Consider the following 22,371-nt stretch of genomic DNA (forward strand, 5'->3'; position numbering starts at 1 on the left):
GAGCGCCCTTCGCCGGAGCCCTTCCTCGGCCGAGGTGTTCCCTGACCGTCTGACCGAAGGAGTCCGCCTTGCGTTCACGACAGACCGGACGGGTGTCCCGGGCCGTGGCCACCCTGGCACTGGCCGCCGCCACCCTGGTGGGGGGAACCCTGCTGACCGCGGTGCCCGCCCAGGCCGAACAGGTGCGGGAGGTGGAAACCCAGGCTGTCCTGTGTCGCTACATTGTGAAAGTGGACGTGTCTGCCATCAAGGAACGGCCCAGCAAGACTGCCCCCTTTGTGCGCTATCTGTACAGAAACCACACGGTCCTCGCGACTGAGGCGCAGACGAACGGTTTTCGGTATCTCAGGGAGGGGGAGTGGATTCCCGTTTCCGACCTGGCGAAACTCGACGTTAACTGCCTGAACTAGCGTATTCTCCCGGAATCCAGCAGTGACTTCCCGAAAGGGAATTCCGCTGGGAACCGGAATTGCGGGAGGCGCGTACGCCGTGCCCGCGTACGCGCCTCCCGGTTCTAGTCCTCGGGGTCGGGGCTGACCGCCTGGAGCGACGGTCCGCGCCCGGCCTCGATGTGCGCCGCCATGGTCAGTCGCGCGAGCCGGTCGTTGCCGGTGCTGACCGCCGCGTAGATCTCGTGGTGCGCCTGGAACTCCAGGTGCGGGTCGCGGAAAGCCGTCATCGCGAACAGCCAGCGGGAACGCGAGAGGACCGGGACCATGAGCTCGGACAGCAGCTCGTGACCGGCCGCCTCCACCACCTGGGCGTGGAAGTGGGCGTTGGCGGTCATGATGTGCTCCAGCGAACCGGTCTCCGTGGCGTGGGCGGTGGCCTCCATGGCCTCCTCCAGCCCCGGGTGCGCGTGCCCCTCGGAGTACCGGTGGGCCGCCCGCTCGGCGGCGAACGGCTCCAACCGGACCCGCAGGTCGAAGAGCTCGTCCACGCCCGTGGTCGACATGGTCCGCACGGTCGCGCCCCTGTGGGCGCTCGTCATGATGAACCCGTCGTGCCGCAGGTTGCGCAGCGCCTCCCGTACCGGGAGCCGGGACACGCCCAGCTCCTCGGACAGCTCGCGTTCGCGAAGTCGCGCGCCCGGGGGATAGCGGCCGGAGATGATCCCCTCGCGGATGGCGGATTCGGCCGCCTCCGTCAGAGGGGCCGAACCACCCGATGTCCGTGCCATGAGACCCGTTCCCGCCGTGCGTGCCTGGTCACCCCTGCCGGGGCTCCGGGGACTGGGCGCCGCGAACCGGGAACGACGGGGGGAAGAGGGCCTCGACCGGTCGGTGGAGGCCGTCCCGCTCACTGTAGCCGCGCCGGAGTTCCTCGAACACCTCCTGCGCCCGCTTCCTGAGCTCGACCAGGTCCACCCCGGGCAGGGCGCCGTCCGTGACGACGGGCCGCCCGGCCACGAAGGTGTGCGTGGCGTTGCGGGCGGTGCCGTTGAGTACGAGGGTGCGCAGGGGGTCCTCGACGACGCCGTCGCGGAAGTCGTCCAGGGAGAACGCGCTCAGGTCGGCGCTGGCACCGACCTCCAGGCGGCCGAGGTCGGGGCGCTTGAGCGCGGCGGCGCCGCCGGTGGTCGCCGCCTCCATGTAGTCGCCGAGGCTCACGGAGCCGTGGCCGTGGAGCAGGCGCGAGGCGTGCAGGCCCACGTCCATGCCGCGGACGAGGTCGGGCGGGAAGGAGTCGGTGCCCAGGGCCATGGTGACCCCGGCCTCCAGGAAGTCGTTGAAGGTCTCCAGCACGTCCCCGTACCGGAAGATGGTCAGGGGGCAGTGGACGACGCTGACGCCCGCCCCGGCCAGCCGCGCGAGGTCGACACCGCCCGGCCCGGTGAGCTGGGAGTTGCGGTCGGTCCACAGGGCGTGCGGGATGAGCAGGCGGTCGTTGAGCAGGCCGGTGCGCTCGATGAGGTCCAGCGGGGTGACGCCGTGCCGCTGGAGCACGACCTCGCGCTCCCACGGCTGCTGGAGGGAGTGCAGCCGCACCAGGAGGCCGCGCCGGGCGGCCTCGCGCGCGGTGCGCTCCATCAGTTCGGGCGTGAGCGTCTCGATACGGCAGGGGAGCAGGACCGGACGGACCAGGTCGTCGTCGTTCTCCGCGAGTTCGTCGGCGAACTCCAGTGCCGCGTCGAGTCCGGCCTCGCCGCGTTCGGGGCGTTCGACGAAGGTGCGCCCGTCGTCGTCGAGCGCGCCCACGGCGGAGCGGTACGAGGGGCCCAGGTAGCCGCGGAGCCCCCACTCCCTGGTGAGGTCGGCGAGTCGTCGGAGTTCGTCGGCGGACTCGTTCCACTCCAGGTGGATCTCGGAGGCGATCGGCATGTACGTGGTGATGCCGTGCAGGGCGAGCTGGGCGAGGCCGAAGCGGCGCAGGGTGTCGCGCTGCCGGGGGGTGAGCACGTCGGCGGGGCGGTCGCGCCAGTGCTCGACGGAGCCCACCAGGGATCGGGCGTGCTCGGTGGAGTGGTGGGCGTCGAGGATGAGGTGGTCGATGTCCACCAGGGCGTCGAGGTCGATCAGGCCGGGGGTGAGGACCGTCTCGCCCAGGTCCAGTACGGGGGCGGTGGAGGCGGGGGTTCCGGTGCCCACCTCCGTGACGACTCCGTCGGAGTGGGCGACGTAGCCGTTCTCCAGCCAGACGTGGGAACCCTCGGAATGCGCCAGCACGTACCGTGCCCTGATGACCTGATTCATGAGAACTTGTATACCACTCACGTGTGAACGTTGAATGTTTGCGGCCGCGAGGAGTGCGGAAACCGGGTTCATAACGCTCTTGACAGCGGTTTTGCGCCAACCATAGGCTCCTCAAAAATTCAGCGGCTCACTGATTGGTATCCCAGATGAGGGCAAGAAGGCAGCAGGCGGAGACGCGCGCGGACGCGTCGGACCGCGGTTCGGTCGGGCGCGGCGACTGGGTGGTCGCGGTCGGCGCGAGCCTGCTGATCAGTGTCGCGGCCGTCCTGGTCGGAGAACACCAGTTCCGGGTCGGCCCCGCCGCCATCGTGCTGTTCCCCCTGGTCTGGGTGGTGCTCCTGGGCGCCGTCGTCGGACTCCAGCGGTGGCTGCCGTTGCGCGGGGGCGCCCGCTCCGCCGGAGAGGCGCTCATCCCGGTCGGCATGGTCCTCTTCCTCGCGATGCTCGGTACGGGGATCGGGCCGTCGATCGGCATGGTCGAACGGGTCGGTCCGGCCCTGTTGATGCAGGAGGTGGGCCAGCTCTTCGGGACGATCATCCTCGCGCTGCCCATCGCCGTCCTGCTCGGTATGGGGCGCGCGGCCATCGGCGCCACCTGGGCGATCGACCGCGAGTCCTACCTGGCCTACGCCATCGACCGGTTCGGGACCTCCTCCCCCGAGTACCGGGGCGTGTTCGGCGTCTGGATCATCGGCTCGATGTTCGGCGCCGTGTTCATCTCCCTGATCACCGGTGTCCTGGGGGGTACGGGGCTGTACAACCCGCTCTCGCTGGCCCTGGCGCTCGGCGTCGGCTCCACCTCGATGATGCTCGGCGGCGTGGGAGCGCTGGCCCTGCTCTACCCGGACCAGGCGGCCGAGATCGCCGCGCTGGCCGCGCTGTCCAACCTGGTCACGAACATCGTCGGTTTCTACGCGGGCGTGTTCATCGGTCTGCCCGTCGCCCGCCGCCTCTACGGGTTCTGGTGCCGCGTCTTCCGCCGCCCCGCCCCCGAGATCGAGGAGGCGCGGCTGGTCGCCAGGGGCCGGGTCCCCGAGGGCGACGCCTCGGTGCGCGCCAAGGAGGACGGGGACGCGACGCCCGGGGCGGAGCGCCCTCGGGACCCGGACATCCCCCGGGGCTGGCGTCCCGGCCTGGCCGCCTACGCCTTCGCCGGTGTGAGCGGGCTGCTGCTCAACTGGCTGGGCACCGGCTCCTTCCACCCGCGGGACGCGGTGGGCATGGCGGTGCTGCTGGCGATGACCTGGGTCGCGATCCTGCTGTCCCGCAAGGTGAGGGCCATCCCGGCCACGGTGTGGGTCCTGGCGATCGCGACGATCGTGACCACACCCCTCTCCCCGGTCGCGGGGCTGATCGCCGACCTCGTGCAGAACCTGAACGTACTCCTGATCGGGCTGCCCCAGCTCGCACTCGTCGGCATGACCATGGGCCGCGACCGCCAGGCCTTCTCCCAGCTCAGCTGGAAGATCGTCGTCGCGGCGGTGTTGACCTTCACCACCACCATCGTCGCCTCCGCCACGCTCGCCGAACTGTTCATCCACCTCTAGCCCGCGTCCGGTCCCCGCGACCGGAGGAAGGGAACCCCACGCATGCCGCGTGTCACGAACGCCGTCCTGCCCGGCCGGGCGGCCCCGGCCACCATCCTCTTCGAGAACGGCCGGATCACCGCCATCGAGGACGCGGCCGACGCCCCCGCCCCGCCCGGCGGAGGGGGAGGAGAGGACATCGACGCGGCGGGGCGCACCGTTCTGCCCGGGCTGGTCAACGCCCACGCCCACATCGACAAGACCCTGTTCGGGGGACCGTGGGTCTCCGCGCCACAGGTGGAGACCGTGGCCGAGCGGGTCGCCCACGAACGGCGCCACCGGGACGCCCACGGGCTTCCCTCGACGGAGTACGCCTCCGCCCTGGTGGAGGCCATGGTGGCGGCGGGCACCACACACCTGCGCACCCACACGGACGTCGACCCCGGAGTCGGTCTGCGGGGCGTGGCCGCCGTCGCGGAGGTCGCGCGCCGCTACCGGGGGGTGATCGACGTCCAGCAGGTGGCCTTCCCACAGGGCGGACTGATCACCAACCCGGGCACCCTCGACCTCCTGCGCGACGCGGTGGACGCGGGGGCCTCGGTGATCGGCGGGCTCGACCCCGCGGGGTTCGACGACGCCCCCAACGCCCACCTGGACGCCGTCTTCGACCTCGCCGCGTCCACGGGAACCGGTATCGACGTCCACCTGCACGACGGAGGCTCACTGGGCGCCTGGGAGATGGGCCTGATCGCGCGGATGACCGAGGAGTACGGCCTGGGCGGGCGCGTCGCGGTCTCGCACGCCTTCGGCATCGCCCATCCGCCCACCCGGGAGCGCCTCCTGGAACGGTTCGCGGAGGTCGGCGTCGCCCTGGTGAGCGCGGCGGTCTACGACGCCCCGGTGCCGCCGCTGCGGGCCTGTGCGGAGCGGGGGGTGCTCCTCGCGGGCGGCACGGACGGCATCAACGACCTGTGGGGTCCCTTCGGCGACGGCGACATGCTGCGGCGGGCCATGCTCATCGCCTACCGCAACTCCAGTCGGTGCGACGACGAACTGCTCCTCGCCCTGGACACCGTGACGACCAACGCCGCCCGGGTGCTGGGCGTGGAGGACCACGGCCTTCGGGTGGGGGGCCCGGCCGACCTGGTGGTCGTCGGCGCCCGATCGGCCGCAGAGGCGGTGGCGAAGGTGCCCGCCCGCGACCTCGTGCTCAGGGCCGGGGCGGTCGTCGCCCGCGACGGTGTCCTCGTCGGCGCGGAAGGTGGAAACGCCCCACTCCACTAGGGCAAACTCTGCGTAGTCAAGTGGCCACACATTGATGGCGATGTGTGGCCACACGCAGAGACAGCGGGAGGCAGGGGTACATGACCGCGCCGATGGACGTGCCCGAGTCGTCCCAGCACGCCGAGCCAGAAGCGGTCGTCGCCGGGGCCAGGAACGCCGCCAGCCGCTCCCTGCGCCAGATCGCCTGGCAGCGCTTCCGCAAGGACAAGGTCGGTATGGCCGGCGGTGTCGTGGTCGTCCTGCTCATCCTCGTCGCGATCTTCGCGCCCCTGCTCACCGCCTGGCTGGGTCACCCTCCCAACCAGTTCAACCAGGGCCTGGTCGACCCGCTCACCGGTGGTGTCCTGCGTGATCCCGACGACCCCGCCCAGGGGCTGGACCCCTGGGGCGGGATCAGCGCGCAGCACCTGCTGGGCGTCGAACCGGTCAACGGCCGCGACCTGTTCAGCCGCATCGTCTACGGGGCCCGTACCTCGCTGCTGGTCGCCACCGTCGCCACCGTGGTGTGCGTGGTCATCGGCACCGTCCTGGGCGTGCTCGCCGGCTACTTCGGTGGCTGGGTGGACGTGGTCATCAGCCGCACCATGGACATCTTCCTCGCCTTCCCGCTGCTGCTCTTCGCCATCGCCCTGGTCGGCGTCATCCCCGACGGCGCCTTCGGACTGTCCGGCAACAACCTGCGCATCGGCGTGCTGGTGTTCATCATCGGGTTCTTCAACTGGCCCTACATCGGCCGTATCGTGCGCGGCCAGACCCTCACCCTGAAGGAGCGCGAGTTCGTGGAGGCCGCGCGCAGCCTGGGAGCGGGCAGTCCCCACATCGTCTTCCGCGAGATCCTGCCCAACCTGGTCACGCCGATCCTCGTCTACTCCACCCTGCTCATCCCCACCAACATCCTCTTCGAGGCCGCACTGAGCTTCCTGGGCGTGGGCATCAACCCGCCCATGGCCACCTGGGGCGGCATGTTGGAGAACGCCCTGCGCTTCTACACCACCTCACCGCACTTCGTGATCATCCCGGGACTGGCCATCTTCGTCACCGTCCTCGCCTTCAACCTCTTCGGCGACGGCCTGCGCGACGCCTTCGACCCGCGCTCCTCCGACTGACCGCCCCCGCCCGACCCGCCCCCGGCCCCACAGTCCAGCCGAACCCTTCGGCGATCCGGAACCGTGCGCCGCACGGTTCCACCAGCGAACCCGACCAGGAGGCCCAGGTGACCACCCATCACTCCCCGCGCCAGGAACCGCCCCGGCGGTGCCGTGCGCTCCGACGAGCCGTCGCGCCGATGGCCGCGGGAACCGCCGCGGCGGTCCTGCTGGCCGCCTGCGGCGGAGGCGGGGGCGGAGGCGGCGGACAGTCCGACGCCGAGTTCAACGAGGGCGAGACCACCGTCGTCAACCCGTCCGACGAGACCGGTGGCACCCTGCGCTACGCCATCTCCTCCGACTTCGACTCGCCCGACCCCGGCAACACCTATTACGCGTTCAGCTGGAACTTCTCCCGCTACTACGCGCGGACCCTGCTCACCTACACCGAGGCACCCGGTGAACAGGGCATCGAGCTCCAGCCCGACCTGGCCGAGGCGATGCCCGAGGGCAACGGGGACTCCACCGAGTGGACCGTGCGCATCAAGCCGGGACTGAAGTACGAGGACGGCTCGGAGATCACCGCCCAGGACGTCAAGTACGCCATCGCCCGCAGCAACTTCGGTGACCAGGCCCTGCCCAACGGGCCCAAGTACTTCCAGGGGCTGCTGGCCGACAGCGACGACTACGAGGGCCCCTACGCGGACGAGGGCGACCCGCTGGCCGGGTTCGACGGCATCGAGACCCCGGACGACCACACCCTGGTCTTCCACCTCAAGGAGAGCTTCGCCGAGTTCCCGTACGTGCTCCTCCAGCCGCAGACCGCCCCGGTGCCCGCCGACGCGGACCGGGGCGAGCAGTACCAGAGCCACGTGATCTCCTCCGGGCCCTACAAGTTCGACGGCGACTACCGCCCGGGCGTCTCCCTCAACCTGGAACGCAACGACCAGTGGGACGCCTCCTCCGACCCGACCCGCAAGGCGCTGCCGGACCGCGTCGAGGTGGAGCTGGGCGTGGACCAGAACGAGATCGACCAGCGGCTGGTCAACGGGGAGCTCGACGTGGACCTGGCCGGTGCCGGTGTGGGCCCGGCGATGAAGGGCACCGTCATCACCGACGAGGGGCAGCGCCACAACGTCGACAACCCGCAGACCAACACCCTGCGTTACGTCAACATCAACACCGTCATGGCGCCGCTGGACGACCCGGCCTGTCGCCAGGCCGTCATGTACGCGGCCGACCGGGACGCGCTGCAGCGGGCCTGGGGCGGTGACACCGGCGGCGACGTCGCCACGCAGATCATGCCCGCGGCGCTGCCCGGTTCCGACCCGGGCTTCGACCCGTACCCGTCCGACGACAACAAGGGCGACCTGGACAAGGCTCGGGAGAAGCTGGAGGAGTGCGGCCAGCCCGACGGCTTCTCCACCGCGATCGGCGCCCGCGCCGACCGCCCCTCCGACGTCAGTACGGCCGAGGCGCTCCAGCAGGCCCTGGCCCGGGTGGGCATCGACACCGAGATCAAGCAGTACCCGTCCGACACCTACACCAACACGCAGGCGGGGTCGCCGTCCTTCGTCGCCGACAACGACCTGGGCCTGACCGTGTACGGCTGGGCGCCGGACTGGGCCAGCGGCTACGGGTTCATGAGCAAGATCCTGGACGGTGACGCGATCCAGCAGGCGGGCAACTCGAACATCTCCGAGCTGGACGACCCGCAGATCAACGACTGGTTCGACGAGGTGGTCTCGGTCGCCGACGCGGACCAGCGCGCCGAGATCTACACGAAGATCGACGAACGGGCGATGGAGGAGGCCGCGATCCTCCCGGCGGTGTTCGAGCGGACGGTGCTCTACCGTCCGGCCAACCTGACCAACGTGTACTACCACTCGGGCTACAGCATGTACGACTACATGGCTCTGGGGACCAGCAACAACTGATCCCGGCGGGTGCGGCCCGGCCCCGGGCCCGCACCCGGCGTCACCCGTGGGGCGGACCCCCGGGCGGGCCGCGGGCGGCCGCCGCGCACGGCGTGGTGGCCGCCCGGCGCGGTCACGACACCCCCGCGTACACGCCGACTTCGTGGCGTGATCGCGTGATTGCCATGAGTTACGGTTTGGCTCCGGGGTGGAATCGCCCCACCCCGGACCCGGGCCCCAGCCCCTGACGAGAGAAGGCACACGCCTTGCTGACCTACATCCTGCGCCGCCTGGGCGCCGGTCTGCTGCTCCTGGCCGTGGTCACCATGGTCACCTTCGTCATCTTCTACGTCGTCCCGCGCTGGGCGGGCCGCACCACCGAGCAGCTGGCCACGATGTACGTGGGCCGGGCTCCCACCCCCGAGGCGATCCAGGCCACCATCGAACGCCTGGGCCTCGACCAGCCGATCGCGGTCCAGTTCGGGGAGTTCGTGCGGGGCATCCTCTTCGGTGCCCAGTACCAGTTCGGCCGGGACACCATCGAATGCTCGGCGCCCTGCTTCGGCTACTCCTTCCAGACCTACCAGGAGGTCTTCCCCGAGATCCTCTCCCGCCTCCCGGTAACCGCCTCCCTGGCCTTGGGGGCCGGGATCATCTGGCTGGTGGGCGGTGTGGCCGTCGGTGTGGTCTCGGCCGTGTGGAAGGGCAGCCTCTTCGACCGCCTGGCCATGGGCGTCGCGCTGGCCGGGGTCTCCCTGCCGATCTTCTTCACCGGTCTGCTCGCCCTGGCCTTCCTGGTCCACTCCTGGGGCCTGTTCGCCACCCCCCGCTACGTGCCCTTCGTCGAGGACCCCCTCGCCTGGGCCCAGGGCATGCTCCTGCCGTGGCTCACCCTCGCCTTCCTGCACGCGGCCATGTACGCGCGGCAGACCCGCGCGGGCATGCTGGAGACCCTCAACGAGGACTACATCCGCACCGCCCGGGCCAAGGGCCTGAGCGAGCGCACGGTCGTGCTCAAGCACGCGCTGCGCCCCACCCTCACCCCCATCGTCACCATCTTCGGCCTCGACCTGGGCCTGGTCCTCGGCGGCGCCGTCCTGACCGAGCAGGTCTTCTCCCTCAACGGGATCGGCCGGTACGCGGTCCAGGCCATCACCCAGAGCGACCTGCCGGTCATCCTCGGCGTGACCCTGTTCGGCGCGTTCTTCATCGTCATCTGCAACCTGCTGGTCGACCTGGTCTACCCGCTGATCGACCCGCGCGTGCGCATCCACCACTGAGAGAGGCCTTCCGATGACCGACACCCCTCCGGGGCCCCGGGCCGGTTCCTCCGCCGCGACGGTCGTGCGCGTGGACGACCTGCACGTCACCTTTCCCACGCTGGACGGCGACGTCCGCGCGGTGGACGGCCTCTCCTTCGAGGTGGCCGCGGGCGGCGCCCTCGGGATCGTGGGCGAGTCGGGTTCCGGCAAGAGTGTGACCTCGCTGGCCCTGATGGGTCTGCACCGGGGCAGCCGTGCCCGGATCACCGGAGGCATCGAGGTCGCGGGCACCGACGTCGTCACCGCCAGCGACAAGAGGCTGCGGTCGATGCGGGGTAACGACATCGCGATGGTGTTCCAGGACCCCATGCAGTCGCTGCACCCCCAGTACACGATCGGCAACCAGCTGATCGAGGCGCTGCGCGTGCACCGGCCCCGGGTGTCCCGTTCCCAGGCCCGTACGCGGGCCGTCGAGTCACTGGACCGGGTCGGTATCCCCGAGCCCGCGAAGCGGATCAACTCCTACCCGCACGAGTTCTCGGGCGGTATGCGCCAGCGCGTGCTGATCGCCATGGGTCTGATGTGCGACCCCAGGGTGCTGTTGGCCGACGAGCCCACCACCGCCCTGGACGTCACCGTCCAGGCCCAGATCCTCGACCTGCTGGACGAGCTGCGCCGCGACCTCGACATGGCCCTGATCCTGGTCTCCCACGACCTCGCGGTGGTCGCCGGTTCGGTGGACGAGGTCGTGGTCATGCGCGGGGGCAGGGCGGTGGAGCGCGGGGGCGTCCACCGGGTCCTCGCCGAGCCGGAGCACCCGTACACGCAGGCGTTGCTGGCCGCCGTACCGCGCGTGGAGATGTCCCGCGCCGAACGCCGCGCCCGCGACCGCGCGGACCGGGCCGAGAGGACACGGCGGGAGCAGCGCCGGGCCCCGGGGCCGGAGGACGCGCACGAGGGGGAGACCGTCGTACCCGAGCCCTTCTCCGCCTTCGCGCCCGCCGCCCCGACCACCCCGGACCGGGGCGAGCCCCTGCTGCGCGTCCGCGACGTCGCACAGAGCTTCAAGGTGCGCGGCGGCATGTGGGGCCGGGCCACGGACTTCTGGGCGGTCAAGGGGGTCGGTTTCGACCTTTTCAAGGGCGAGACCCTGGGCATCGTGGGCGAGTCCGGCTCCGGTAAGAGCACCCTGTCGCGCATGGTCATGCGCCTGCTGGAGCCCACCGAGGGCACCGTGGAGTTCGACGGCCAGGACATCACCCACCTTTCGGAACGCCGCCTGCGTCCGCTCCGCCGCGACGTGCAGATGGTGTTCCAGAACCCCTACTCCTCGCTCAACCCGCGCCTGACCATCGGCGAGAGCATCGGCACGGCACTGCGCGTCCAGGGCGAGCGCAACGGCGCGAAGATCCGCGCCCGGGTACAGGAACTCCTGGAACGCGTCGGGCTCGAACCGGGCCACTACAACCGGTTCCCGCACGCCTTCTCGGGCGGCCAGCGCCAGCGCATCGCCATCGCCCGCGCGCTGATCCTCAAACCCAGGCTCATCGTGTGCGACGAACCCGTCTCGGCGCTGGACGTGTCCACCCAGGACCAGGTGCTGCGGTTGCTCTCCGAGCTCCAGGACGACTTCGGCCTGACCTACATCTTCGTCGCCCACGACCTGGCCGTCGTGCGCCAGGTCAGCGACCGCGTCGCCGTCATGCGCAAGGGTGAGGTGGTCGAGCTCGGTGACAGCGACACCATCTACGAGAACCCGCGGAGCGACTACACGAAGCAGTTGCTCACCGCCGCTCCGGTGCTCGACCCCGACGAGGCCCGCGACCTGCGCGCCGAACGGGCGCGGATGCGGGCCCGGGGGGCGTGAGGGGCTCGCGCTGGTCAGCCGGTCAGACCCCGGAGCAGGGCCTCCAGACCGAACCGGAACCCGGCCAGGGCCTCGGCGTCCTGCGGCGCGTCCTCGCGGTCCTCGTGCCGGACCTGATGGGCGACCGAGCCCAGGCAGTAGGCGTTCAGGGCGTCGCAGGCCCGGGACACGGCGTCCCCGGCCAGCCCCGCCTCGGCGAAGGCCCCGTGGAGCAGGGCCCGCGTGTCCTCCTCGCCCAGGGTGTGCGGGGCCCGGTGCACGAGCAGGGACAGCGCGCCGGAGTAGGCGAGCAGGCGCCCCCGGTACGCCTCGGCCCAGGCGCTCAGCCGCCGGTCCCAGGGAAGGTCGCCGCCACCGGCCGCCGCCACCGGGTCGGTCCCGGCCGCCTCCTCGTCGTCGGCGGCCTCCCCGGGCGGGCCCTGCCCCTCGGCCAGACCGCTGACCACCCGCGCGGTGGTCACGTAGGCGGCGATCGCGTTGAACAGCTGTTCCTTGCCCTTGGGGAAGTGGTGGTAGATCGCCATCGCTTCCACGTCCAGGGCGTCGCCCAGACGGCGCATGGACAACCCGCCCAGCCCCCGCCCGGCGATGATGTGGAGCGCCTCGACGATGATGCGCTCGCGGCTCAGACCCGCGTAGTTCCTGCTCACTCTGGTGCCTTTCGGGGGTCAGGGGGGTCGACGGAGTCAAGCTGGCAGGTCCGCCGCCGCGACGCCACCACCGACGCACCGTCCGGAGCGCCGGATGACCTTCGTCACCCATAGAGTTGCCTCGACAGGGCTGACGCTACAACCCCCGGAGAGCGGACATGGGACGTGACCAACAGGACAGGACGCGGGCGAGGGAGGAACTCGCCCTGGACGAGGAGAGGGCCGGGAGGCTGCCCGAACTCCTGAGGTCGGTGGCCGAGGCCAAGCGCGACCTGGACCGGGCCCGGGAACAGGACACCCCGGTCGAGGAGCTGCACGACCACGGCGTGCGGTACGACACCGTGCTGACCGAGGCCATGCGCGCCGCCTACGCCCAGGAGCGCGTCCTGGTCGGAGCGAAGGGGTACACGGATCGGATCAGGCGCCGTAAGCGTCTGGCCCGGCCCGAGGTCAGGCGGGCCACCGAGGTCGCCGAGCAACTGCTCACGGTCCGTGAGGCGCACCGGCTGCACGGCATCCAGCAGGTGCCCCGCTCCGTGGCGGTCTGACCCCCGGCACGGAGGCCCCTCGGCGCGCGCCGCGGGGCCTCCGTGTGTCCGGGCCCGGGGCCCGAGTGGCACCGCGTTCGCCAGTGACGGGTGAGACCAACTGTGTGCGGAGCGTGACCTTTCCGGGGTTGGTGGAGGGTGAGGAACGGGGATAACCGCGCGGAGCGTGTCGTGCGAGGGTCGCCGGAAGGTGACCGAAGGGAGGGCGCCGCGACGCGGAGCGTCCGGCGCGGGGACGGCGAACGGTAGGTTGGACAACCACCCGGTCCGCGCCGGGTGTGTGTCGGCGATTCACGTGGGGAGCACAGAAGGTCATGGCGGACTTCCTCCGCATCGATCCAACGTCGAAGGTCCCGCCCTACGAACAGATCAGGGCGCTCGTCGCGATCGCCGCGGCCAACGGTGAACTCCCCGTCGGCTACCGGCTCCCCACCGTCCGGGCCCTGGCCCAGGACCTGTCCGTGGCGGTGAACACCGTCGCCCGCGCCTACCGGGAACTCGAACAGGCCGGGGTCGTGGAGACCCGGGGCCGCTCGGGCACCTTCGTCGCCGCCGCGGGGGACGACCAGCGCGCCGAGGCCCTGGCCGCCGCGCGCGCCTACGCCGAGGTCATCACCCGCGTCGGTCTGGAACACGACGAGGCCGTCGAGATCCTGCGCGCGGCTCTGGAGGGTTCTCCGGGCACCGGTCACTGACGACGCGCACGGGGACCGTGCGGTTCCCTCTCCGGCACGTGATGACCGCAATCGGTCCCCACCCCTCCCGATTCGTCTGAACTGCGGAGTTCGGCGCTACCCTCGTGGTGCGCGCTGCCCTCCCCCGGCGGCGTCGAACGACAACCCCCAAGGAGGCGCCGATGAGCAGGAGATCTGGCGGCGGACGGTCATCAGGCGGACGCTCGGGCGGAGGCCGTTCCGGAGGCGGTCGGTCCGGTGGCGGACGGTCCGGTGGCGGACGGTCCGGAGGAAGCGGCAGCTCGCGCGGTGGCGCCGCCCGTCGTGGCGGCGGCTTCAGCTCGCGTGGCGGTGGTGGCGGGGCCGGGCGCTCCGGTGGCGGCTTCAGCTCGCGTGGCGGCGGTGGCGGTGCGGCGCGCGCCGGCGGAGGTTTCTCCTCCCGAGGAGGGTCCTCGCGCGGATCGAGGCCGTCGCGTACCCCCCGGCCCAACCGCAGCCGCCACACCCACGTCGTGGGCTCCGCGCACACCGGCCGCCCCCGCGACCGCTGGTACTTCCGCCGGAACCGCCACTACTACCACGACGGCCCCGACTTCGCCCCGCGCGGCGGCGGCCTGGGAGCGGTGCTGGGATGCCTGGGGGCCGTCGTCGCCCTGTTGGCCGTCCTGCTGGTCGTCGCCCTGCTGCTCTGACCCCGCGGTCCCCGCTCGCGTCCGCGTGATCCCCTGGCAAGAACCCCGAGAAGGAAACGAGCACCCACCCGTGTCACACCCCCGAACCCCCGCCCGCGCCCTGTCCCTGACGGCCGCCGCCCTCGTCGCCCCCCTGCTCCTGACCGCGTGTTCGGGTGACCGCGAGCGGATCGACGCCGCCTGCCTGGACATCGACCGGGACATGAACGCGGTCGACCTGGCCGCCCAGGGCATCGACCAGGACATCCTCGTCGACGACATCCCCTACCAGGACCAGCACCGCGCCGTGCTGGAGGATCACCTGGACGTGGTCCTGGAGCTGGAGGACGCCGCGCGCGGAGACCTCAGGGACGTCGCCGCCGAGCGTGCCGACGCCGTCGACTCCGTCCTGGTCGAACTGGACGAGGGCGACTACGACACCCTGGCCGACGCGCTGAACTTCGAGGCCGACACCCAGAGCATGATTCTGGAGGCCTGCGGCTACTAGGGCGTGGTCGGCCGCACACGGCCAGCGGGGGCGGGAGCACCGGGTTCCCGCCCCCGCTGGTCGCGCGTACGCGGCTCAGCGGCGCAGGCCGAGGACCGCGACGAGGTAGAAGCCGATCAGGCCCAGCCACACCATGAGAACGGACACGGCGCCCCCGACGAGGGAGGCGACGATGGCCGTGATGGGAAGGCTGATCCCCAGGCACACCAGCGCCAGGACCATGCGCACGGTGTTGGAGGCCACCCCGGACCGGGCCCGGTCCTCGCCGCTCTGACGAGCCACGTGGAACCTGACGCGCTCCTCGATGGTGGCGTCGACGCGCTCGACGAGTGAGGAGGCCACCGCCTCGTCGTACTCGGGGCCCAGTTCTCGACTGGCGCGCAGCGCGGCGGCGATCTCGTCCTGGTGGCGGTGGGGGTTGTTCGTCATCGCTCCATCGTCGCACCGGGGCGGGCTTCCGGCCCCTCTCCGCCCCCGATTCCAGGGGAAGTTCGGGGATGTCCCTGAGACGGACATGACGAAGGGCCGCCCCCTCGGGAGGGCGGCCCCACGCGTCACCGTGAGCGGCGGCGCGTCAGCTCGCGAAGTCCAGCAGCTGCTGCGCGCGGCTCGGGTGGCGCAGCTTGGACAGCGACTGCTTCTCCAGCTGCCGGATGCGCTCACGGGTGAGCCCCAGGTGCTTGCCGATCTCGTCGAGCGTGCGCGGTCTGCCGTCCATCAGCCCGAACCGCAGCGACATGATGGTCGCCTCGCGCGGCTCCAGGTCCGACAGGGCGTTGCGCAGCTGGTCGGCCATCAGCTGGCGGTCGACCACCTCGGAGGCCTCCGAGGCGTCCACGTCCTCGATGAGGTCGCCGATCCGGGTCTCGCCGTCCTCGCCGATGGTGGAGTCGAGGCTGATCGGCTGGCGGGTGACCCGCAGCAGCTCCTCGATCTGGGCCGGGGTCTTGTCCAGCTCCAGCCCCAGTTCCTCGGGGGTGGGCTCGCGGCCCAGCGCCTGGTGCATGTCGCGCTCCAGACGGCTGACCTTGCTCAGCAGCTCCAGGACGTGCACGGGCAGGCGGATGGTGCGCGCGGAGTCGGCGAACCCGCGCTGGATGGCCTGGCGAATCCACCACATCGCGTACGTCGAGAACTTGAAACCCTTGGTGTAGTCGAACTTCTCCACGGCGCGGATGAGGCCGAGGTTGCCCTCCTGGACCACGTCCAGCAGGGACATGCCACGGTCGCTGTACTTCTTGGCCACGGAGACGACCAGGCGCAGGTTGGCCTCCAGCATGTGGGACTTGGCCTTGCGGCCGTCCTCGGCCACCCACTCCAGCTCCTCGCGCTCGGCGTCGGCCATCGCGACGGAGCCGTCGACCTCGCCGTGCTGTCCGAGCCGGTACTCGGCGTAGAGTCCGGCCTCGACCCGCTTGGCCAGGTCCACCTCCTGCTCGGCGGTGAGCAGCTGCCGCCGCCCGATGGCCTTCAGGTAGGTGTGGACCGAGTCGCCCATGGCGGGGGACTGGTCGTCGAGGTCGGCCTCACCGGTCTCCGGATCGGTGGTGGCCTGGTTGGTCTCGGCCTTCTTGTTGCGCCGCGTGGTACGGGTCTTCCTCCGGGGGGAGGGGCCCTTGCGCGAGGCGGCCTTGCCGGTCGCGGTCTTGGGCGCCTCGTCGGTGTCGGGTACCGTCGCGATGAGAGTGTTTTCCAGCACGTCGTCCTCGGCGTCAGGGTCGGCCACCATCGCGGAGTCGTCGCCCCCGTTGGCGAGCCGGACCCCGTTCTCGGTGAGTTCACGCAGGATGGAGCGGCCGTCACTGGAGGTGACTCCGGCCGCGGTGAAAGCGGTACGTAGTTCTGAGAGGGACAGGTGTCCCTGGGCGCGCCCCTGGGTGATCAGGTCGGTCAGGGCCGCGTCGGCGGCCCGGCCCTCGTTCGGAGCGTTGCCGTCGGGGACTTCGGGCCCGGAGCCCGAAGCGGTCAGGGCAGTGCTCGTCATGTGGGCACCTCCCTCCCTTCCAGGACGTGTGGCGCGCGGCGGAGGGTTCCCGCCGACTGGTCGCGCCAATATGTCCAACGTGTCGGCGAGTCAAATGTTCCCTGTCTCGATTGGATATCGAAGAGGGTGGCATGGATCACTGTGTCACGAGTGGCGACTGACCGGCCCGTGCGGGTAAGGGCGCACGTTCGGCGCGGGTACGGGAACCGCCGCGCGACAGGCGTTCCGGGCGCGGGGGAGGGCGCAGGGGAGCGGACGATGGAGTCGATGGCTGCCGCCAACCGCGGACCTCCTTGGGAGAGGGGCCGAAGAGACCGGATACTCAGGTAGACGCCAGGGAGCTTTCGGAAGTTCCCCGCCAACCGGACAAGGTCTCCCGGCCAGGGTCCCACGTGTGCGGACCACACCGGTACACGCGTGCCCCGGCCCCCCGTTGGGGCATCCCGGCTCCGACCAGCGGCGGCGTCCGACCGACGCCGCGACGGAGCGGTCCGGTCCGCCACTCAGTCCGCGGGGCGGCGGAGCGCGACCAGGTCGGGTTTGCCCGACGCCAGCATCGGCAGGGCCGTGCGCAGGTCCAGTTCCCGAGGGGCCGCGTAGGAGGGCAGCCTCTCGCGGACCCACCCCCGCAGATCCTCCAGCGTGGGCGGGTTCCCCGGGTCGGCGGGCACCACGACCGCGCTCACCCGCTGCCCCCACTCGGGGTCGGGCCGCCCCACCACCACCGACTCGGCGACCTCGGGACGGGCGGCCAGGATCGCGTTCACCTGGCCGGGTACCACCTTGTGGCCGCCGGTGTTGACCACCTCGTCCATCCGTCCGAGCACGCGCAGGCGCCCCCGCCCGTCCAGCGCGCCGAGGTCGTTCGTGCGCAGCCACGGCCGACCGTCCGCGTCGCGGACCAGGCCCGCGCCGCCCCCGTCCCGGGCCCACCCGTCCGACCCCGCTCCGGGCGGGGTCCGGTATCCGGTGAGCAGCGTCGGCCCGCCCAGCACGATCCGGCCGGGTTCGCCGGGGCGGGCCCCCTCGCCGTCCACGCGCACCTCGACCCCGTCCAGCGGGACACCGTCGTAGACGCACCCGCCGCAGGTCTCGCTCATCCCGTAGGTGGTCACCACCCGCCCGCCCGCGGCTCGCGCGGCCTCCAGCAGCGGGGGTTCGGCGGCGGCGCCGCCGAGCAGGACCGTGCCGAACCGCGACAGGTCGACCCCCGCGGCCAGCAGGCGGCGCAGCTGGGTGGGTACCAGCGACACGTGCGGCCGCAGGTCCCGGGCGAGTTCGGCGACGGTCGCGGTGTCGAACGGCGCGTGCACCACCTCGCCCCCGGTCACCAGGGCGCGGATCATCACCTGGATACCGGAGATGTGTCCGGCGGGCAGCACACACAGCCAGCGGTCGCCCGGGACGGCGCCGATCCGGGCCACGGACGCGCGGGCCGAGGCGCGCAGCGCGGACGCGGACAGCTCCACGCCCTTGGGCTCACCGGTCGACCCCGAGGTGGTCACCACCAGCGCCGCGTCCGGGCCCGCCGGAACGCCGCCGGGCACCCGCGTGACCCCCTCCGGGGTGCGCAGCGAGGCCGGGCGCAGCGCCGACAGCAGGGCCCGGACACGCGGTTCGGGAGTGCCGTCGGGGACGGGCAGCAGCGCGGGGCCGGAACCGTCCAGGGCCCGCGAGAGCAGCCGGTGCATGACGTCGGGGGCCAGGCCGCGCACCGCCTGGAGGGCGCGGCCGCCCCCACCGGCGGGGACCTGGGACCGGGATTCGCTTGCTCGTGCCACGGTGCCCCAGCGTACGCCCGAGCGGGACGGGGAGCGTCCGGTGGGGCCGGGTGTCGGGTGCGTGCCCGTCCGTCCCGGCCCGCCTGGCACAATGCGTAGGGTTGACGTCTGGGCGCGACGGTCATCCCGGCCGCGCCCACACCGTCCCCGTCCCCGTGAGGAGAAGCAGAAGCCGTGAGCAGCGTGATCGACTGGCAGCGGTCGGGCGAGTATTCCGACATCATCTACGAGACCGCGGAGGGCATCGCCAAGATCACGATCAACCGCCCAGAGCGGCACAACGCCTTCCGCCCCCAGACGCTCTTCGAGCTCCAGACGGCGTTCTCCGTCGCGCGGGACGACTCCAACGTCGGGGTGATCATCTTCACCGGCGCCGGTGACCAGGCGTTCTGTTCCGGCGGCGACCAGAAGATTCGCGGCGACGACGGCTACATCGGCGACGACGCCGTGGCCCAGCAGGGCATCGGCCGCCTCAACGTGCTCGACCTCCAGGTGCAGATCCGCCGCCTGCCCAAGCCCGTGATCTGCATGGTCGCCGGCTGGTCCATCGGCGGCGGCAACGTCCTCCAGGTCTGCTGCGACCTCACCATCGCCGCCGACAACGCCAAGTTCGGCCAGACCGGCCCCAAGGTCGGCTCGTTCGACGGCGGCTACGGCGCCTGGCTGCTCGCCGAGACCGTCGGCCTGAAGAAGGCCCGCGAGATCTGGTACCTGTGCCGCCAGTACAGCGCCCAGGAGGCGCTGGACATGGGCATGGTCAACACCGTCGTGCCGCTGGCGGACCTGGAGAAGGAGACCGTCTCCTGGGCCCGCGAGATGCTGGACAAGTCGCCGCTGGCCCTGCGCATGCTCAAGGGCGCCATCAACGCGGTGAGCGACGGCGCCGCCGGGATGCAGCAGTTCGCCGGTGACGCCACGATGCTCTACTACATGAGCGAGGAGGCCCAGGAGGGCCGGGACGCCTTCAAGGAGAAGCGCCGTCCGGAGTTCGACAAGTTCCCGCGTCGCCCGTGACCGGGCCCTCGGAGCCCGACCCGGCGGCGGCCGCCGCCGGGGGGCGGGCCTTCGCCATCGGCCTGCGCAACCGCTTCCGGGGGATCACGGTGCGCGAGGGCATGCTGGTGCGCGGCCCCGCCGGATGGGGCGAGTTCTCGCCCTTCGCCGAGTACGGGCCGCGCGAGTCCTCCCGCTGGTGGGCGGCCTGCCTTGAGGCGGCGCACCGGGGGTGGCCGGAGCCGGTGCGCGACCGGGTCGCCGTCAACGTGACCGTGCCCGCGGTGGACCCCGAGCGCGCCGCCGCGATCGTCGCGGCGGGCGGCTGCGCCACCGCCAAGGTCAAGGTCGCGGAGAAGGGCCAGGGCTGGCGCGAGGACGTGGCCAGGGTCGAGGCGGTCCGCTCCGCGATCGGCCCCGCCGGACGCGTCCGGGTGGACGCCAACGGCGCCTGGGACGTCGACACCGCCGTACGGATGACGCGCGAGCTGGACCGGTTCGACCTGGAGTACGTGGAGCAGCCCTCCGCGTCCCTGGACGAGCTGGCCTCCGTCCGCCGCCGGGTGGACGTGCCGGTGGCCGCCGACGAGTCCGTCCGCCGGGCGGAGGACCCCCTGCGGGTGCGTGCCGCCGAGGCGGCCGACATCGTGGTGCTCAAGGTGCAGCCCCTGGGCGGCGTCCGCGCCGCGCTGCGGGTCGCCGAGGCCTGCGGACTGCCGGTGGTGGTCTCCAGCGCCGTGGAGACGTCGGTGGGTCTGGCCGCGGGGGTGGCCCTGGCGGCCTGCCTGCCCGAGCTTCCCTACGCCTGCGGTCTGGCGACCATGCAGATGCTGACCGCCGACGTCTGCGCCGACCCGCTCCTGCCCGCGGACGGATTCCTCCCGGTCCGGCCGGTGGCGGTGGACGAGGCCGCGCTGGCGGCGGTCGAGGTGGACCCGGGCGCCTGGCGCGCGCGGGCCGAGGCCGCCGAAGCGGCCGGTCGGACCCCGTCCGCCCCGTCCTGAGCACGGCCCGCACCCGTGACCGGCGCCCCGTGGTGACGTGCGACCGACCCGGGTGGGCAGGAGATCACAGCCGGTTTCGCTCGCGGATCGGAACCGAACGGGGTTCACTGGAGGGGACCGGGCCCGTTCGACCGGGCCGCCTCGCCCGGGGATACTGGTACATACCTTGACGAACGAAAGACTCTGATGAATCCGTCTACCGCCCTGGCTCGGGTCCTCGTCGACGAACTGGCCCGCTGCGGGATGGTCGAGGCCGTCGTCGCCCCCGGCTCGCGTTCGACGCCCTTGGCGCTGGCCCTGGTCGCCCACCCCGGCGTCCGGGTCCACGTGCGTGTGGACGAGCGTTCGGCCTCCTTCCTCGCCCTCGGTCTGGCCCGCGCCTCGCGCCGACCGGTGGCGGTGGTGTGCACCTCCGGTACGGCGGCCGCCAACTTCCACCCCGCGGTGCTGGAGGCGGACGAGAGCGGAGTGCCGCTGCTGGTGCTCACCGCTGACCGGCCCCCGGAGCTGCGCGGCACCGGCGGCAACCAGACGGTGGACCAGATCGGCCTGTACGGCGGCGCGGTACGCATGTTCGCCGAGGTCGGAACCCCGGACCCCGCTCCGGGCATGGTGGCGTACTGGCGCTCCCTGACCTGTCGCGCCTGGGCGTCGGCGACCGGTGGCCGCCCCGGACCGGTCCACCTCAACGTGGCCTTCCGTGACCCCCTCACCCCGGACGAGCCCTCCGCGGCCCCGACCTGGACGGCACCGCTGGACGGCCGCCCGGACGGCGGCCCCTGGATCTCCCGCCCCGGCCCGTTCACCGAGCCCGCGCCGTTGGTCCTGCCGGACGTGGAGCGCGGGGTGATCGTGTGCGGTGACGGCGACTACGACCCCGTACCCCTGCTGGCCCTGGCGGAGGTGACCGGCTGGCCCCTGCTGGCCGAACCCACCTCCAACGCCCGCAGATCGGGCGCGCTCTCCACCTACCGCCAGCTCCTGGCGGCGCCGGGGTTCGCCGACGCGCACGCGCCCGAGCTGGTCGTGAGTGTGGGGCGGCCCAACCTCTCCCGGCAGGTCCTGGCCTTCCTGCGCCGCGCCGACCGCCACGTGGTGGTCACCGCCGGAGCGCTGGGCGACCCGGCGGCGAGCCTGGCCGACGACTTCTCCGATCCCGCGCGCACCGCCACCGACGTGGTCGCGGCGGTGGCCCCGCCCGCAGGTCTGGAGTGGGCGCACCCGCGCCGCACCGACTGGTCGCGTTCGTGGGAACGCGCGGAAGAGGCGGCCCGGGCGGCCATCGACGGCGTGCTCGACGCCGACGAGACCCTGACCGAGCCGCGCCTGGCCCGCGACCTGGTCGCTCAGCTGCCCTCCGGGTCCCTCCTCTTCGCCGGGGCGAGTATGCCCATCCGCGACCTCGACGCCACGATGCTCGCCCGCTGCGGCGTGCGCCTGGTCGGCAACCGGGGTGTGAGCGGGATCGACGGGACGGTCTCCACGGCGATCGGCGCGGCCCTGGCCCACCAGACGCGGGACGAGGGGCCCGCCTACGCGCTGCTGGGCGACCTCGCGGTGCTGCACGACCAGAACGGGCTGATCATCGGCCCCGGCGAGCCGCGCCCGGACCTGGCGATCATCGTGGTCAACAACGACGGCGGCGGCATCTTCTCGGGGCTGGAGCAGGCGGGCCACCCCGACTTCGAGCGGGTGTTCGGCACCCCGCACGGCGTCTCCATGGAGCGGGTGGCGGCCGTGGCCGACCTGCCCTACACCCGGGTCGAGTGGGCCACGGACCTGCCCAAGGCCCTGCTCGGCGAGGGCCTGCGGATGGTGGAGGTCCGCACGACCAGGGCGGGCAGCGCGGCGCTGCGGCGCCGCGTTCAGGACGCGGTGGACACCGCGCTCGGCGCCCCGGCCTAGCTGCGCATCACACGAGGGGG

At 72.1% G+C, this 22,371-nt stretch carries 20 protein-coding genes; 14 read left to right on the plus strand and 6 right to left on the minus strand.

Annotation, left to right across the window (positions count from 1 at the left end):
• The first annotated feature begins 104 nt into the window (after nucleotides 1-104).
• A complete protein-coding gene (locus tag ACFYL4_RS10305; RefSeq protein WP_387518051.1) occupies nucleotides 105-410 on the plus strand; it encodes a hypothetical protein in 306 nt (101 codons plus the stop codon).
• A gap of 104 nt (nucleotides 411-514) precedes the next feature.
• Here ACFYL4_RS10305 and ACFYL4_RS10310 read toward each other — a convergent pair whose 3' ends face one another.
• Both ACFYL4_RS10310 and ACFYL4_RS10315 read right to left on the minus strand, forming a co-directional pair.
• Nucleotides 515-1,180: a GntR family transcriptional regulator gene (locus ACFYL4_RS10310; RefSeq protein ID WP_387518054.1), complete on the minus strand. Its 666-nt coding sequence runs from the start codon at nucleotides 1,178-1,180 to the stop codon at nucleotides 515-517.
• Between the two features lie 28 nt (nucleotides 1,181-1,208).
• Nucleotides 1,209-2,693 carry a chlorohydrolase family protein gene (locus tag ACFYL4_RS10315; RefSeq protein ID WP_387518056.1) on the minus strand — a complete coding sequence of 495 codons (1,485 nt, stop codon included), beginning with the start codon at nucleotides 2,691-2,693 and terminating at the stop codon, nucleotides 1,209-1,211.
• 146 nt (nucleotides 2,694-2,839) lie between these two features.
• Here ACFYL4_RS10315 and ACFYL4_RS10320 point away from each other — a divergent pair, with 146 nt between their 5' ends.
• The 6 genes from ACFYL4_RS10320 to ACFYL4_RS10345 all read left to right on the plus strand — a co-directional run bounded on the left by ACFYL4_RS10320 (nucleotide 2,840) and on the right by ACFYL4_RS10345 (nucleotide 11,633).
• Nucleotides 2,840-4,240: a DUF3100 domain-containing protein gene (locus ACFYL4_RS10320; RefSeq protein WP_387518058.1), complete on the plus strand. Its 1,401-nt coding sequence runs from the start codon at nucleotides 2,840-2,842 to the stop codon at nucleotides 4,238-4,240.
• A gap of 42 nt (nucleotides 4,241-4,282) precedes the next feature.
• Nucleotides 4,283-5,503 (plus strand): amidohydrolase, encoded by a 1,221-nt coding sequence (locus ACFYL4_RS10325; RefSeq protein WP_387518060.1) that lies wholly within the window; start codon nucleotides 4,283-4,285, stop codon nucleotides 5,501-5,503.
• Nucleotides 5,504-5,583: 80 nt separating this feature from the next.
• Complete coding sequence (locus tag ACFYL4_RS10330) at nucleotides 5,584-6,609, plus strand: ABC transporter permease (RefSeq protein ID WP_357766618.1); 1,026 nt, start codon at nucleotides 5,584-5,586, stop codon at nucleotides 6,607-6,609.
• Between the two features lie 107 nt (nucleotides 6,610-6,716).
• Complete coding sequence (locus tag ACFYL4_RS10335) at nucleotides 6,717-8,525, plus strand: ABC transporter substrate-binding protein (protein ID WP_357766615.1); 1,809 nt, start codon at nucleotides 6,717-6,719, stop codon at nucleotides 8,523-8,525.
• A 245-nt stretch (nucleotides 8,526-8,770) separates the two neighbouring features.
• A complete protein-coding gene (locus ACFYL4_RS10340) occupies nucleotides 8,771-9,784 on the plus strand; it encodes an ABC transporter permease (protein WP_357766613.1) in 1,014 nt (337 codons plus the stop codon).
• Nucleotides 9,785-9,797: 13 nt separating this feature from the next.
• Nucleotides 9,798-11,633, plus strand: coding sequence for an ABC transporter ATP-binding protein (locus ACFYL4_RS10345; protein WP_387518063.1), 1,836 nt, complete (start codon nucleotides 9,798-9,800; stop codon nucleotides 11,631-11,633).
• A gap of 14 nt (nucleotides 11,634-11,647) precedes the next feature.
• Here the strand turns inward: ACFYL4_RS10345 and ACFYL4_RS10350 are convergent, their stop codons facing one another.
• Nucleotides 11,648-12,283, minus strand: a complete 636-nt coding sequence (locus ACFYL4_RS10350; protein WP_357766607.1) for a helix-turn-helix domain-containing protein — start codon at nucleotides 12,281-12,283, stop codon at nucleotides 11,648-11,650.
• Nucleotides 12,284-12,441: 158 nt separating this feature from the next.
• Here ACFYL4_RS10350 and ACFYL4_RS10355 point away from each other — a divergent pair, with 158 nt between their 5' ends.
• The 4 genes from ACFYL4_RS10355 to ACFYL4_RS10370 all read left to right on the plus strand — a co-directional run bounded on the left by ACFYL4_RS10355 (nucleotide 12,442) and on the right by ACFYL4_RS10370 (nucleotide 14,684).
• Nucleotides 12,442-12,831 (plus strand): hypothetical protein, encoded by a 390-nt coding sequence (locus ACFYL4_RS10355; RefSeq protein WP_357766604.1) that lies wholly within the window; start codon nucleotides 12,442-12,444, stop codon nucleotides 12,829-12,831.
• Nucleotides 12,832-13,145: 314 nt separating this feature from the next.
• Nucleotides 13,146-13,526, plus strand: coding sequence for a GntR family transcriptional regulator (locus ACFYL4_RS10360; RefSeq protein ID WP_357766601.1), 381 nt, complete (start codon nucleotides 13,146-13,148; stop codon nucleotides 13,524-13,526).
• 491 nt (nucleotides 13,527-14,017) lie between these two features.
• The gene (locus tag ACFYL4_RS10365; protein ID WP_357766598.1) at nucleotides 14,018-14,197 is read left to right on the plus strand and encodes a hypothetical protein; all 180 of its coding nucleotides are present in this window, start codon (nucleotides 14,018-14,020) and stop codon (nucleotides 14,195-14,197) included.
• A 70-nt stretch (nucleotides 14,198-14,267) separates the two neighbouring features.
• Nucleotides 14,268-14,684 (plus strand): hypothetical protein, encoded by a 417-nt coding sequence (locus ACFYL4_RS10370; RefSeq protein WP_357766595.1) that lies wholly within the window; start codon nucleotides 14,268-14,270, stop codon nucleotides 14,682-14,684.
• A 75-nt stretch (nucleotides 14,685-14,759) separates the two neighbouring features.
• On the opposite strand, the gene ACFYL4_RS10375 is transcribed toward ACFYL4_RS10370, so the two are convergent.
• From ACFYL4_RS10375 to ACFYL4_RS10385, 3 genes are all read right to left on the minus strand, one after another.
• Entirely contained in the window at nucleotides 14,760-15,113 is a 354-nt protein-coding gene (locus tag ACFYL4_RS10375) for a hypothetical protein (RefSeq protein ID WP_357766593.1), read from the minus strand.
• A 145-nt stretch (nucleotides 15,114-15,258) separates the two neighbouring features.
• Nucleotides 15,259-16,668 (minus strand): RNA polymerase sigma factor, encoded by a 1,410-nt coding sequence (locus ACFYL4_RS10380; protein ID WP_357766590.1) that lies wholly within the window; start codon nucleotides 16,666-16,668, stop codon nucleotides 15,259-15,261.
• A 503-nt stretch (nucleotides 16,669-17,171) separates the two neighbouring features.
• Nucleotides 17,172-18,449 (minus strand): AMP-binding protein, encoded by a 1,278-nt coding sequence (locus ACFYL4_RS10385; protein WP_387518067.1) that lies wholly within the window; start codon nucleotides 18,447-18,449, stop codon nucleotides 17,172-17,174.
• Between the two features lie 174 nt (nucleotides 18,450-18,623).
• Here ACFYL4_RS10385 and menB point away from each other — a divergent pair, with 174 nt between their 5' ends.
• From menB to menD, 3 genes are all read left to right on the plus strand, one after another.
• Nucleotides 18,624-19,463: a 1,4-dihydroxy-2-naphthoyl-CoA synthase gene (gene menB, locus ACFYL4_RS10390; RefSeq protein WP_387518070.1), complete on the plus strand. Its 840-nt coding sequence runs from the start codon at nucleotides 18,624-18,626 to the stop codon at nucleotides 19,461-19,463.
• Nucleotides 19,460-20,446 carry an o-succinylbenzoate synthase gene (locus ACFYL4_RS10395; RefSeq protein ID WP_387518072.1) on the plus strand — a complete coding sequence of 329 codons (987 nt, stop codon included), beginning with the start codon at nucleotides 19,460-19,462 and terminating at the stop codon, nucleotides 20,444-20,446. Before menB ends, ACFYL4_RS10395 begins: the two co-directional genes overlap by 4 nt.
• A 186-nt stretch (nucleotides 20,447-20,632) precedes the next feature.
• Complete coding sequence (gene menD / locus ACFYL4_RS10400; RefSeq protein ID WP_387518074.1) at nucleotides 20,633-22,351, plus strand: 2-succinyl-5-enolpyruvyl-6-hydroxy-3-cyclohexene-1-carboxylic-acid synthase; 1,719 nt, start codon at nucleotides 20,633-20,635, stop codon at nucleotides 22,349-22,351.
• Nucleotides 22,352-22,371: the final 20 nt, after the last annotated feature.

The sequence above is a fragment of the Nocardiopsis sp. NPDC006938 genome (assembly GCF_042869555.1).
Classification (GTDB): Bacteria; Actinomycetota; Actinomycetes; order Streptosporangiales; family Streptosporangiaceae; genus Nocardiopsis.

Coding starts and splice junctions, on each gene's coding strand:
- ACFYL4_RS10355 (WP_357766604.1), top strand. CDS start 12,442: ATGGGACGTGACCAACAGGACAGGACGCGGGCGAGGGAGGAACTCGCC.
- ACFYL4_RS10375 (WP_357766593.1), bottom strand. CDS start 15,113: ATGACGAACAACCCCCACCGCCACCAGGACGAGATCGCCGCCGCGCTG.
- ACFYL4_RS10315 (WP_387518056.1), bottom strand. CDS start 2,693: ATGAATCAGGTCATCAGGGCACGGTACGTGCTGGCGCATTCCGAGGGT.
- ACFYL4_RS10345 (WP_387518063.1), top strand. CDS start 9,798: ATGACCGACACCCCTCCGGGGCCCCGGGCCGGTTCCTCCGCCGCGACG.
- ACFYL4_RS10325 (WP_387518060.1), top strand. CDS start 4,283: ATGCCGCGTGTCACGAACGCCGTCCTGCCCGGCCGGGCGGCCCCGGCC.
- ACFYL4_RS10380 (WP_357766590.1), bottom strand. CDS start 16,668: ATGACGAGCACTGCCCTGACCGCTTCGGGCTCCGGGCCCGAAGTCCCC.
- ACFYL4_RS10320 (WP_387518058.1), top strand. CDS start 2,840: ATGAGGGCAAGAAGGCAGCAGGCGGAGACGCGCGCGGACGCGTCGGAC.
- ACFYL4_RS10360 (WP_357766601.1), top strand. CDS start 13,146: ATGGCGGACTTCCTCCGCATCGATCCAACGTCGAAGGTCCCGCCCTAC.
- ACFYL4_RS10310 (WP_387518054.1), bottom strand. CDS start 1,180: ATGGCACGGACATCGGGTGGTTCGGCCCCTCTGACGGAGGCGGCCGAA.
- ACFYL4_RS10330 (WP_357766618.1), top strand. CDS start 5,584: ATGACCGCGCCGATGGACGTGCCCGAGTCGTCCCAGCACGCCGAGCCA.
- menD (WP_387518074.1), top strand. CDS start 20,633: ATGAATCCGTCTACCGCCCTGGCTCGGGTCCTCGTCGACGAACTGGCC.